General features: G+C 70.7%; 10 protein-coding genes and 2 pseudogenes. 6 read left to right on the top strand and 6 right to left on the bottom strand.

Translation table 11 applies throughout. The annotated features are described in order from the left end of the window. Window positions 1–182: pseudogene (locus ACFWEP_RS24125) on the bottom strand (hypothetical protein); the annotation flags it as partial. Window positions 183–723: 541 nt separating this feature from the next. Here ACFWEP_RS24125 and ACFWEP_RS24120 point away from each other — a divergent pair. The 5 genes and pseudogenes from ACFWEP_RS24120 (at window position 724) to ACFWEP_RS24100 (ending at window position 4,175) form a co-directional block, all read left to right on the top strand. Beyond that, window positions 724–1,509: a CoA transferase subunit A gene (locus ACFWEP_RS24120; protein ID WP_387372781.1), complete on the top strand. Its 786-nt coding sequence runs from the start codon at window positions 724–726 to the stop codon at window positions 1,507–1,509. Then, on the top strand, window positions 1,509–2,159 hold the full coding sequence (locus ACFWEP_RS24115) for a CoA transferase subunit B (protein WP_387372779.1): 651 nt from the start codon (window positions 1,509–1,511) through the stop codon (window positions 2,157–2,159). Before ACFWEP_RS24120 ends, ACFWEP_RS24115 begins: the two co-directional genes overlap by 1 nt. A gap of 32 nt (window positions 2,160–2,191) precedes the next feature. Next, a complete protein-coding gene (locus ACFWEP_RS24110; RefSeq protein ID WP_387372777.1) occupies window positions 2,192–3,367 on the top strand; it encodes a 4-hydroxybenzoate 3-monooxygenase in 1,176 nt (391 codons plus the stop codon). Window positions 3,368–3,485: 118 nt separating this feature from the next. Further along, a pseudogene (locus ACFWEP_RS24105) lies at window positions 3,486–3,668 on the top strand (ArsR/SmtB family transcription factor); the annotation flags it as partial. A gap of 108 nt (window positions 3,669–3,776) precedes the next feature. Continuing rightward, window positions 3,777–4,175: a hypothetical protein gene (locus tag ACFWEP_RS24100; RefSeq protein ID WP_387372775.1), complete on the top strand. Its 399-nt coding sequence runs from the start codon at window positions 3,777–3,779 to the stop codon at window positions 4,173–4,175. 145 nt (window positions 4,176–4,320) lie between these two features. Here ACFWEP_RS24100 and ACFWEP_RS24095 read toward each other — a convergent pair whose 3' ends face one another. The 5 genes from ACFWEP_RS24095 to ACFWEP_RS24075 all read right to left on the bottom strand — a co-directional run bounded on the left by ACFWEP_RS24095 (window position 4,321) and on the right by ACFWEP_RS24075 (window position 10,842). Next, complete coding sequence (locus tag ACFWEP_RS24095) at window positions 4,321–5,400, bottom strand: Ldh family oxidoreductase (RefSeq protein WP_387372773.1); 1,080 nt, start codon at window positions 5,398–5,400, stop codon at window positions 4,321–4,323. 19 nt (window positions 5,401–5,419) lie between these two features. Beyond that, window positions 5,420–7,138 carry a thiamine pyrophosphate-dependent enzyme gene (locus ACFWEP_RS24090; protein WP_387372771.1) on the bottom strand — a complete coding sequence of 573 codons (1,719 nt, stop codon included), beginning with the start codon at window positions 7,136–7,138 and terminating at the stop codon, window positions 5,420–5,422. 13 nt (window positions 7,139–7,151) lie between these two features. Further along, entirely contained in the window at window positions 7,152–8,012 is an 861-nt protein-coding gene (locus ACFWEP_RS24085; protein WP_387372769.1) for an amidohydrolase family protein, read from the bottom strand. 110 nt (window positions 8,013–8,122) lie between these two features. Continuing rightward, window positions 8,123–9,322 carry an L-2-hydroxyglutarate oxidase gene (lhgO, locus tag ACFWEP_RS24080; RefSeq protein ID WP_387372767.1) on the bottom strand — a complete coding sequence of 400 codons (1,200 nt, stop codon included), beginning with the start codon at window positions 9,320–9,322 and terminating at the stop codon, window positions 8,123–8,125. A gap of 62 nt (window positions 9,323–9,384) precedes the next feature. After that, window positions 9,385–10,842 carry an aldehyde dehydrogenase family protein gene (locus tag ACFWEP_RS24075; RefSeq protein WP_387372765.1) on the bottom strand — a complete coding sequence of 486 codons (1,458 nt, stop codon included), beginning with the start codon at window positions 10,840–10,842 and terminating at the stop codon, window positions 9,385–9,387. A 193-nt stretch (window positions 10,843–11,035) separates the two neighbouring features. Here ACFWEP_RS24075 and ACFWEP_RS24070 point away from each other — a divergent pair, with 193 nt between their 5' ends. Next, a complete protein-coding gene (locus ACFWEP_RS24070) occupies window positions 11,036–11,323 on the top strand; it encodes a putative quinol monooxygenase (protein WP_387372763.1) in 288 nt (95 codons plus the stop codon). Window positions 11,324–11,347 lie beyond the last annotated feature (24 nt).

The raw sequence follows: 11,347 nt of genomic DNA, 5'->3' as shown, positions 1-11,347 counted from the left end.
TCACCGGTACCGAAGTTGCTGCCCGGCCCGGTGTCGTACTTCCACAGCCCCTGGTCGATACCGGTGCCGGACGCGCCGTTGAAGTCGTCGCTCCAAGTGAGGGTGAAGCCCGACGGGGGCGCGGGCACCGACGCCTCGGCGTTCATCGTCCCGCCGACCGAGGCCGCGATCGTGACCGCCACGACGGGAAGGAGTCTGAGCGCCCTCGCCCATCCGCCGAGCGTTTTCGACCTGTTCAAGCGCATATGTGCAACCTCCGGAACATGGCGCGCCGCTGCGTGACCGCATCGTCGCCTCTGACGGGACATCACCGGATGCCCGAAAGTCGACGCACGTCAGCCCGTCCGACGACTGAACGGAGGCCCGGACATGTCATGTACGCAGCTTGTCGATCTTCTCCGTGTTCGACAAGACGGGCGACACACTTACTTGCACGGTGCACCCGCACTTCGGATGCCGGCACGGGCTCTCCGTACCCCAGGTCGGGGACGCCGTACGGAACCACGGCGGGCGCGCTCTCGCGGGAGCGGGGACGAGATGAGCCGGGGCCGTTGACATCCCTCGGGGCCGCTTGCAGACTCCAACCCGTCCTGGGGTGCGTTCCGGAAGTCCCACGTGTCCGGCGACGCCCGGCACGCCGGCGGCCGCCGGTGTCGGGATCACCCGGGTACGTCCGGCATCCGCCGCACCACGCGAAGAACACGAGGGAAGGGTGGTCCGCGCATGGACAAGGTGGTCCCTTCGGCGGCGCTCGCCGTGGCGGACATGGCGGACGGTGCCTCGCTGGCGGTGGGCGGTTTCGGGCTCAGCGGTGTGCCCGGTGCGCTGATCGACGCCGTGCACCGCGCGGGCGTCCGGGGGCTGCGGATCGTGTCGAACAACTGCGGCGCGATGGACTCCGGGCTCGCGGTGCTGCTGGCCGACGGACGGATCAGCCGGGTCACCGGCTCGTACATCGGTGCGAACAAGGAGTTCGCCCGGCAGTACCTCTCCGGGGAGTTGGAGGTCGAGCTGATCCCGCAGGGGACACTGGCCGAACGGCTGCGGGCGGGCGGCGCGGGCATCCCCGCCTTCTACACGCCCGCCGGGGTCGGCACCCAGGTCGCCGAGGGCGGTCTGCCGTGGCGGTACGACGGCGAGGGCGGAGTGGCGCTGGCCTCCCCGGCCAAGGAGGTGCGCGCGTTCGACGGTACGGAGTACGTACTGGAGCGCGCCATCCGCACCGACTTCGCGCTGGTACGGGCGGCGAAGGGCGACCGGCACGGCAATCTCGTCTTCAGCAAGTCCGCCCGCAACTTCAACCCCCTCGCCGCGACCGCCGGACGCATCACCGTCGCGGAGGTCGAAGAACTGGTCGAGCCGGGCGGAATCGACCCGGACCACGTCCATCTGCCCGGGATCTTCGTCCAGCGGGTCGTCGTGCTGACCCGGGAGCAGGCTTCCGACAAGAAGATCGAGAAGCGCACGGTGACCGGGCGTCCGGTCGTCGAGCGGGAGGGCCGGGGCTGATGGCCTGGAACAGGGACGAGATGGCCGCGCGGGCCGCCGCCGAGCTGCGCGACGGCGAGTACGTCAACCTCGGCATCGGCCTTCCGACGCTGATCCCGAACCATCTCCCACCCGGCGTGGAAGTGGTCCTGGAGTCGGAGAACGGCATCCTGGGGACCGGCCCGTTCCCGTACGAGGACGAGGTGGACCCGGACCTGATCAACGCAGGCAAGGAAACGGTCACGGTGCTGCCAGGGGCTTCCTTCTTCGACTCGGGGCTCTCCTTCGCCATGATCCGCGGCGGGCACATCGACGCCGCCGTGCTGGGCGCCATGCAGGTCTCGGCCACCGGGGACCTGGCGAACTGGGCGGTTCCCGGGAAGCTCGTCACCGGCATCGGCGGCGCGATGGACCTGGTGCACGGCGCCCGCCGCGTCATCGTGACCATGACGCACACGGCCAAGGACGGCAGCCCGAAGATCGTCGAGAAGTGCACACTGCCGCTGACCGGCACGGCCTGCGTCGACCGGATCGTCACCGACCTCGCCGTGATCGACGTGACCGGTGAAGGGCTGGTTCTCGTGGAGACCGCTCCCGGGGTGAGTGTCGCGGAGGTCGTCGCGCGGACGGCGGCAGCGCTGCGCACGACCGTGCCCTCCGCCGAGACGTGAACGATCCCGCCACATCGAGGAGAACCGCACACATGCGCACCACCGTCGGCATCATCGGCGGAGGCCCCTCCGGGCTGCTGCTGGCACGGCTGCTCCACCGGGCAGGTGTCGACTGTGTGGTTCTGGAGAGCCGCCAACGCGCCTACGTGGAACGACGGCAGCGCGCAGGCATCCTCGAACAGTCCACGGTCGACGCCCTGCGCGAGGCGGGAGCGGCCGAACGGCTGGACGCCGAGGGCCTGGTGCACGACGGCATCGAACTGCGCTGGGGCGGCGGCCGGTCCCACCGGATCGACTTCCCGTCACTCGCCTCCGGCCGCAGGGTGTGGGTGTACGCGCAGACCGAGGTGGTCAAGGACCTCATCGCCCTCCGGGTCGCGGACGGCGCGCCGCTCCACTTCGGCGCGGAGGTGACCTCGGTGAAGGGCGTCGGCACCGATCGGCCGGTGGTGACCTACGTCCAGGAGGGGCGCACCAGGACCCTGATCTGTGACTACGTCGTCGGGTGCGACGGCTTCCACGGGGTGACCCGGGCGGCGGTGCCCGGTGCGGCCAGGACGACGTACGAGCGGACGTACCCGTACTCGTGGCTCGGCATCCTGGCCGATGTCCCGCCCTCCTGCGACGAGTTGGTCTACGCGCACTCCTCGCGCGGCTTCGCCCTGCACAGCATGCGCTCCCCCGACATCAGCCGGCTGTACCTCCAGGTCCCCAACGGCACCGATCCGGCCTCCTGGTCCGACGAACAGATCTGGGACGAGCTCGACTTCCGCTTCGCACGGGAAGGCCGGCAGCTGGCACGAGGGCCGATCACCGCCAAGAGTGTTCTGCCGATGCGGAGTTCAGTGACCGAACCCATGCGGTTCGGGCGGCTCTTCCTCGCGGGCGACGCCGCCCACATCGTCCCGCCCACCGGCGCGAAGGGGCTCAATCTCGCCGTCGCCGACGTCGTCGTACTGGCCCGCGCGCTGATCCGGCAGCGGACGGCCGGCTCGACGGACCTGCTCGACGCGTACTCCGACACCTGTCTGCGCCGGGTGTGGCGCGCGGAGCACTTCTCCTGGTTCATGACGACGACGCTCCACACCGACCCGGAACAGAGCGGGTTCGACACCCGGTTGCAGATCTCCCAACTGGAACGGATCGCTTCGTCGCCCCACGCGGCGGCCGAACTCGCCTCGAACTACGCGGGGTTGCCGATTTCCTGAACTTCACGGCCGCCCTGCTGGAGTGGGTGTGGACCCGCGTGGTCCTCCCTGACCGGGAACGGCGCCGCCACGTCCTGGAAGCCGACATCGTCTCCCGCACCCGGCAGTCGAGCGAGCGAGCACCACCCAACTGGTGGCGCTGACCGGCTTGGCACTGGGCTCGGTGGGAGGGCACCTGAAGGTACTGCTGAACGCGGGGCTCGTGCGACGGCGGCGTGCGGGACGGTCGGTGCTGTACTACCGCAGTGAGGCGGGGGACCGTCTCGTCGAGGCGGCGCGGCAGGGCCGCCCCGCACGGTGAGGTCCGCCGCGGCCCGGTCATGAGCGGTCGGAGCCCGCCGACGGCGCCCTCCGACCGCCATGAAGAAAGGGCCGGCCTCCGCACGGGCCGACGGCCTACGGTGGCTCGATGGGCAACGACCGACGTCTTCGCCGTCTCGTCGTGGACGGCGTTACCTGGTACTGGACCGTCCGGCAGCGATCGCGGCCCGAGTACGCCGACTGCCGGCTGGTTCTCTCGCTCTTCCCGGAGGTGGCCGCGGACGGCGTTCGACGCCGGTTGGCCCTGGTGTTCGCTCCTGGCCCGGACCAACTCGTTTCGAACTCGTACTTCGAGGCGGGCACGGTCGTACGCCTCCCGGACCGCGCCTGGCTCAACCTCTACGAGCCCGGGACGGTCAGGCTCCTGCTCGACGCGGCGGCTCCCTTCATGGACACCCTGACCTCGGTGCGGGACCTCGAAGTGGACGGCCGGCCCTGCTTCGCCGAGGCGGTGGACCGGGCCGGCGCGGCCGGGTCCGAGGGCTGATCACGTCACGGCCCCTGACGCCGGAGCCGTGGTGGTCGGGTTCGGCGCATGGACAGGCCGTGGAGGGCCCCCCGCACAGTGAGGTCCTCCACGGCCCGGTCCTGGGCGGCGGGGTGGCTTCGTGGAACCCTCCCCGCCGCTTCCTTCAGCCCGCCGCCACCGGCTCCGGCGGCGTGATGCCGAACTCGGCGGCGCGCTCGATGAGGTCGCGCCAGACCTTCGGGGCCACCGGCAGGCCCTTCTCGCCGCGCTCGACGGCGAGGGCCGCGCTCCGCTCGCCGGGGTAGAACACGCCGGAGGCGTCGTCCGCCTGCGGCAGGTTCTTGAGGGTGGTGAGCGTGGTGTCCACGGCGGCGGTGAAGGCCGCGGGGTCACCGAACGCCGCCGGGTCCAGGGCGATGAGCAGCGCGTTCTGGCGGTGCTTGCGGCCCCCCGGCTCGTCCGAGTGGAAGGAGGCGAAGATCGGCGCGCCGACGAGCACGCTGGTGAGCAGCTCGAACGCGATCGACATCCCGGAGCCCTTGGCGCCACCCAACGGCAGGGGCATGACGGCCTGTTCGGGGTCGGTGGTGGGGGTGCCGTCGGCGGTGGCCGCCGCTCCCTCGGGCAGCGGGGTGCCGCTCGCTTTGGCCTGGCGGATCTTGCCCAGGGCGATGGTGGCGGTGGCCATGTCGAGGACGAGCGGCGCGTGGGTGTCGGCCGGTACGGCGATGGCGAGCGGGCTGGTGGCGACGGCCGCGCCCTTGACCCCGGTGTAGCCCATGTTGGGCATGCCGGAGACGAACCCGATGCCGATGAGGCCCTGTTCGGCGATCTTCGACACGTAGTAGCCGATGGCGCCGGTGTGCACGGTGCGGCGGACGGCCACGGCGGCGATGCCGTTGGTACGGGCCAGGGTCACCGCTTCACCGGCGGCGGCCGTGAGGGCGACCGGGCCGGGCGCGTGGTCGGCGTCGATGACCGTGACGGCCGGCGTGGAGGACTCCACGGTGAGCTCGGCCTTGGCGTTGGCCACGCCCTTGGCCAACAGGTCGAGATAGGCGGGGACGCGGGCGACGCCGTGCGAGTCGACGCCGCGCAGCGCGGCCCAGACGAAGACGTCCGCGGTGGTGCGGGCGGCCTCAGCGTCGAGGCCTCCCTTCTCCAGGAGGGCGGCGGAGAAGGTGCGCAGGTCCTCGGCGGGGACCAGGACCTTGCCCGGCTTGGGGGTGGGGTGGTCGGTCATGGTGGCGGTGCCTCCTGGTTCAGCGGGTGACGAGTACGTCGACGACGGCGGTGGTCCCGTCCGCGACGGCCTTGAGCGCACGCTCCAGCGCGGGCGCCAGGGCGTCGGTGGTGTCGACGGTCTCGGTGTGCATCCCGAACGGCTCGGCGAACGCGGCGAGCCGGGGCAGCCGGTGCAAGTCGGTGCCGAGCCATTCACCGGTCTCGGCGGCGGCACCCTCGGGGTAGAACCTGCGATGGTTGAGATTCATCGACTTGTAGACGCGGTTGTTGAACACCAGGATGAGTAGCGGCAGTTCGTAGGTCTTGGCGGCGTCGTACGACTGGATCACCGGGTTGTAGGTGAACGCGCCGTCGCCGACCGTGAGAACCACCGGCTTGTCCCCGGCCGCGAGTTTGACGCCGAGGGCGACCGCGATGCCCTGTCCGAGTCCGCCCTGTACGTAGAAGTACGAGTCGGGGTCGGAGGTCAGCAGGTGCCGCTTCACCGTCTTGCTGTGGGTGATGGTCTCGTCGACGACGATCCCGCCGGTCCCCTCCAGGAGTCGGCGCAGCGTGGCGGCGACCAGGACCGGGTCCACCCCTTCGCTCTCCTGTGCCTTCGCCTCGGCGGCCGAGACGGCAGCCCGCTCGGTGGCGTACCGCTCTTCCTGCGCGGCGCGGCGCAGGGCGACGGCAGCACGCTGTTCCTCGGTGAAGTCCTTGGCACGCTTGGTCAGTTGGCGCAGCGTGTTGGCGACGTTGCCTTCGAGGTACGCGTCGGCGAAGAGCACCTGGTAGACGATGTGCGGTCGCTGCGGCACCTCGTCGACGACGACGATCGTCGCCTTCGAGGGGCGGCGGCTCGGCGGGTAGAAGGGGACGCGGCAGTTGACCAGGAGGATCAGGTCGGCCTCGTCCATCCAGGGGCCGATGTCGCTGCCGGCGTGCAGCGGGTGGTTGCGCGGGAAGTTGCCGCAGACCGCCGAATCGGGTTCGACCACCGGGATGTTCCACGCCTCGGCGAAGGCGAGGAGTGCCTCGAAGCCGCCCGCCTCCCGGCCGGCTGTCTCGGTGACGATCACCGGGTTCTTCGCCTCGCGGATCAACTGGGCGACGGGGTCGACCTCTTCGGGCGAGCTGTGGGTGGAGCCGGGTGCCACGATCGGCTTGGCCGCGCGGCCGTCCCACTCCTCCAGGAGGATCTCCAGAGGGATGTTGAGGTAGGCCGGGCCGGCCGGTGCCCGCCAGGACAGTTCCGCCGCCCGGGCGATCATGGTGGGCAGGGTGTGCACGCTGGCGGCCTCGGTGGCCCACTTCGTGAAGGGCTGGGCGACACCGTGCGGGCCGCCCACGATCGAGAGGTTGCGGTACCACTGGCCGCCCGGGTCCTGCCCGGGGCCGTCGCCGTAGGTGCTGGACTCCGAGGAGGTGACGACCATGGGGACGCCGGCGAGCAGTGCCCCGTGGATCGCCATGGAGCCCTGGAGCAGGCCGGGGGCCGCGTGCAGGAGGACTCCCTGCGGGCGGCGGGTGACGAGGCCGTAGCCGGTGGCCATGCCGACCGCGACCGTCTCGTGGGTGAGGTCGAGGTAGCGGGGGGCCGGGTCACCGTCGCGGTGACGCCGGGCCAGGGACTCCCACACCGGGGCCCATTCGGACCCCGATGAGCAGAAGAGGTAATCGGCGCCGACGGCGTTGAAGGCGGAGACGACGGCGTCACCGCCGTCGACGCCTGGCGTGTTCTTGCTGTCCGTCATCTCAGGAGTTCCCTCAGCCCTCGACCGGCCAGCCGAGGACCTCGCTGATGCCGCGGCCCATCATCCACTCAAGCTCCTCGGGGGTGAAATCCCAGTGCTTGGTGAACTGCTCGATGGTGTCGGTGTAGGTGATGCCGTGGCCGAGCAGGCGGGTGATGTCGGTGCCGTAGAAGCAGCGCTGCGGCCCCATCTTGTCGACCATCTCGCGGACGTACTTCTCGATGTTCTTGTTCGGGAAGGGTTCCGTCGAGTACCCGGGCAGCGCCGAGAGCTTGACGTAGATGTTGGGGTGGTCGGCGAGGTCGGCGGTCTCGGAGACCCAGTAGCCGATGGCGTCGTCGACGCAGCGGGCCATGATGCCCATGTGGTCGATGATGATCTTCAGCTCGGGGTGCTTGGCGGCGATCTGACCGAGCTCCCGCTTCCAGACGGGTGCGTGCACCATCGTGGGGACGCGCAGTTCCTCGGCGATCGGCCAGTACCAGTCGTTGGTGCCGTCGATCATCCAGTTGCGGTCCTGCGGCCGGTGGAAGGTGAGGCGGGTGCCCTTGATGTGCGGGTTCTGCGCGAAGTCCTTCAGCATGGCCGTGCCCTCGACCTCGTTGTCCTGGGGGACACGGGCCATGATGCCGAAGCGGTCCGGGTGGGCCTCACAGGCTTCGAGGGCGTAGTCGATGCGGTTGCCCTCCCAGGACGGCGGGAGGATGAGGGCACGGTTGACGCCGGCCTCGTCCATCAGCTCCAGGGCCTCTTCGTAGCTGAAGGCCTCTTCGCGGTGGCCGTTGAGACGGATGCGCTCGCGGGCTCCGGGGACCCAGGGGCGGTCCGGGGCCTCTTCCTTCCAGATGTGGATCTGGGTGTCGACGACGAACATGGAGAACCTCTTCCGTTGCGGGGTGGGGTGGTGTGCGTCAGACGTTAGAGCTGGTGGGGGCGTTTGCTAAGACCCCGGGGGCGCAAGCAGTTGTTGCGCGGAACGGCAGGTCACGCCGGGGCGAACACGGCCTCGGCGATGTGCTCGGCGATGGCCATGGAGGCCGTGGCGGCCGGGGAGGGGGCGTTGCGTACGGCGGTGACGCGACCGACCCGGTGGATGCGGAAGTCGTCCACGAGTGTGCCGTCCGGGTCGAGCGCCTGGGCGCGTACGCCGGCTCCGCCGCGGACCACGTCCCCGGCGCCGACGCCGGGGATGTACGCCCCCGCGTCCTTCATGAAGGCCTTGGTGGAGAACGAGCCGCGGTACTCCTTGATGCCGGTCCGCCAGTTCTGGGCGGCCATCCGCCAGGCCCCGGGGTAGGCGGCGAGCTGCGCCAGGTCCTTCACGGAGAACGTGGAGAGCTTGTACCCCTCCCTGGCCAGTGCCAGGACGGCGTTGGGGCCGACCTCCACCGATCCGTCGACCCGGGGGGTGAAGTGCACCCCGAGGAAGGGGTAGCGCGGATCGGGTACCGGGTAGACGAGGCCGCGCACCAGATCGGCCCGCTCCGGTCGCAGCAGCATGTACTCGCCCCGGAAGGGGACGATCCTGGGCGCCTTCTCGTCCCGGGCGAGCTTCGCGACGGCGTCGGACTGGAGGCCCGCGCAGAGGATCAGCCGGTCGACGCGTACGCGTTCCTCGCCCGAGCCCACCTCGATGCCGCCGGGCACCTCGGTGAGGGAGTCCACCGCGAAACCGAGGCGTACCTGGCCGCCTGCGGCCTCGATGTCCTCGGCGAACTGGCGGGCGATCGCCGGGTAGTCGGTGATCGCGGTGCGGGGTGAGTGCAGGGCCGCGATGCCGCCGGCGTGCGGCTCGATCTCCTTGATCTCGTCCTTCGAGATCTTCCGCAGGTCGGGCACGTGGTTGTTCTTGGCCCGCTCGTACAGGCCCTCCATGCGGCCGAGTTCGTCCTCGCGCACCGCCATGACGAGCTTGCCGATCTCCTGGTACGGCAGCTTCCTCTCCTGGCAGTACTCGCGCAGCAGGGACACGCCCCGTACGCACAGGTCGGCCTTGAGACTGCCCGGGGCGTAGTAGATGCCGGCGTGCACCACGCCCGAGTTGTGCCCGGTCTGGTGGACGGCGACCTGCCGCTCCTTCTCGAACACCACCACGCGGGTGCCCGGGCGGCGCAGCGCGATCTCGCGGCCCGTCGCCAGACCCACGATGCCGGCTCCGACGATGCCGACCGTTTCGTCGGTCATCGGCATCCTCCTTTCTTGCTGATGACGCTGGGTGGAGCTTGATGATGCCGGGTGGCCGCGCGTCAGGAACCGAAGTGGAAGGCGACGGTCTTGACGCGGGTGTAGAAGCGCAGCGCTTCGGTGCCCTGCTCCTTGAACGCGGAGCCCGAGTCGCGGAAACCGCCGAAGGGGTGGTGCACGTCCCAGCCGGTGGTCGTGGTGTTGACGGCCACCTGTCCGCAGTCGGCCTCTTCGGCGAAGCGGTGGGCGGCGCCCAGGTCGCGGGTGAAGAGGGCGGCGGCGAGTCCGAAGTCGGAGTCGTTGACCTCCTCGACGGCCTCGTCGTAGCCGTCGACGGCGCGGACGACGACGACCGGGCCGAAGACCTCCTCGCGCCAGACGGCCATCTCGCGGGTCACGTCCGCGAGGACGGTCGGCAGGACCCAGCAGCCGTGGGCGTACCCCTCGTCCTTCGGGGTGTCGCCGCCCGCGAGGACGGTCGCACCCTCCTGGACCGCGCGTGCGATGTCGGCGAGGACGCCGGCGCGCTGATTGGTGGAGACGAGCGGGCCGACGGAGAGGGTGTCCGCCTCCCGGGAGCCGAGTCCCAGCGCGGCGACGGCGTCCAGCAGCAGCCCGGTGAACTCCTCGTACACGGATCGCTCGACGAGAACGCGGCTGGTGGCGGTGCAGCGCTGGCCGGTCTGCCCGAACCCGGCGGCGACCACCGCCTTCACGGCGGCCGTCAGGTCGGCGTCGGCGAGGACGACGGTGGCGTTCTTGCCGCCCAGCTCGCCCTGGAAGCGGACGTTGCGGTCGGCGAGCGAGCTGCGGATGGACTCCCCCACGGAGTTGGACCCGGTGAAGGTGACGGCGGCGATGCGCGGATCCGCCAGCAGCGGGGCCGAGATCTTCCCGCCCCGGCCGGTGACCACGCCGAGCACTCCGGCGGGCAGACCGGCGTCGTGCAGGGCGCGGGCCAGGTGGAGGCCGGACATCGGGGTCTCGGAGGCCGGCTTGAGGACGACCGCGTTGCCGGAGGCGAGGGCGGGCGCCAGCTTGCGGGCCGGGGTCAGCAACGGGTCGTTCCACGGGGTGATCGCGAGGACGATGCCGATGGGCTCGTGGTGGAAGCTGGTACGCGTCCCGGGCCGGGCGTCGTGGACGAGCGTGCCGTAACCGGTGCGGGCGAGAGAGGCGTAGTACTCGAAGAAGTCGGCGGCCTTCTGGACTTCGCCGCTCGCCTCCTGGAGGGTCTTGCCGTTCTCGGTGACCACCGCGTCGGCGATCTCGGCGGCACGCTCCCGCAGCAGCCGGGCCGTCTCGTGGAACACCCGGGCGCGTTCGAAGGGGCTGGTGCGCCGCCAGAGCGCGAAGCCCTTCTCCGCCTCGTCGTACGCCCGGGAGACCTCCTCGGCGCCGAGCGCGGGTACCCGGGCGACCGGAGTGCGGGTGTCGGACGGGTCGTGGACCTCCAGCCATTCGCCGGCCGCCACCCACTGTCCGCCGAGAAGGGTTTCCATGGTGCGCATCTGGATCATTGCTCCCGTTCGACCGCGGCTGCGCGCGGTGTACAGATGTAACGGCGTGGTCGTCACGACAACACAGCAAGTCCGCGGGGGTGACCAGGCCCGCGGCGGCAGACATTGCTTGCACGTCACGCACGGGCCCACGCGCGTGGAACGTGCTGGAATCGGCACCGCTGAAGGCCGTGACGAAGAAGGAGGCCGCACCATGGCATTCGCCGTGATCGCCCACTACAGCTGTGACCCCGCCGACGAGGACACGGTGCGTGCCGCGCTGCTGAAGATGCGCGGGCACACGCTGACCGAGCCGGGGAACCTCGGCTACGAGGTGCACGCGGAGGTGGACCGGCCGGGCGGGTTCGTGCTGTACGAGCGCTACGCCGACCGGGCCGGCTTCGACGCCCACGCGGCGGCGGACTACTTCGACGAGCTGATCGTCAAGACGGTGCGCCCGCTGCTGACCGACCGCGCGGTGACGTTCGCGCAGGTGCTGTAGCCGGTACCGGTACGTGCGGTACGC

Origin of the sequence: Streptomyces sp. NPDC060198 (assembly GCF_042728415.1) — a bacterium.
Lineage (GTDB): Bacteria > Actinomycetota > Actinomycetes > Streptomycetales > Streptomycetaceae > Streptomyces.
The sequence above is the reverse complement of the archived record's forward strand: the minus strand, read 5'-3'. Positions and strand labels throughout refer to the sequence as shown.

Bases quoted from the DNA above. Each gene is read 5' to 3' on its own strand.
- ACFWEP_RS24100 (WP_387372775.1), top strand. From the start codon at position 3,777: ATGGGCAACGACCGACGTCTTCGCCGTCTCGTCGTGGACGGCGTTACC.
- ACFWEP_RS24110 (WP_387372777.1), top strand. From the start codon at position 2,192: ATGCGCACCACCGTCGGCATCATCGGCGGAGGCCCCTCCGGGCTGCTG.
- ACFWEP_RS24070 (WP_387372763.1), top strand. From the start codon at position 11,036: ATGGCATTCGCCGTGATCGCCCACTACAGCTGTGACCCCGCCGACGAG.
- ACFWEP_RS24095 (WP_387372773.1), bottom strand. From the start codon at position 5,400: ATGACCGACCACCCCACCCCCAAGCCGGGCAAGGTCCTGGTCCCCGCC.
- ACFWEP_RS24075 (WP_387372765.1), bottom strand. From the start codon at position 10,842: ATGATCCAGATGCGCACCATGGAAACCCTTCTCGGCGGACAGTGGGTG.
- ACFWEP_RS24090 (WP_387372771.1), bottom strand. From the start codon at position 7,138: ATGACGGACAGCAAGAACACGCCAGGCGTCGACGGCGGTGACGCCGTC.
- lhgO (WP_387372767.1), bottom strand. From the start codon at position 9,322: ATGACCGACGAAACGGTCGGCATCGTCGGAGCCGGCATCGTGGGTCTG.
- ACFWEP_RS24115 (WP_387372779.1), top strand. From the start codon at position 1,509: ATGGCCTGGAACAGGGACGAGATGGCCGCGCGGGCCGCCGCCGAGCTG.
- ACFWEP_RS24120 (WP_387372781.1), top strand. From the start codon at position 724: ATGGACAAGGTGGTCCCTTCGGCGGCGCTCGCCGTGGCGGACATGGCG.
- ACFWEP_RS24085 (WP_387372769.1), bottom strand. From the start codon at position 8,012: ATGTTCGTCGTCGACACCCAGATCCACATCTGGAAGGAAGAGGCCCCG.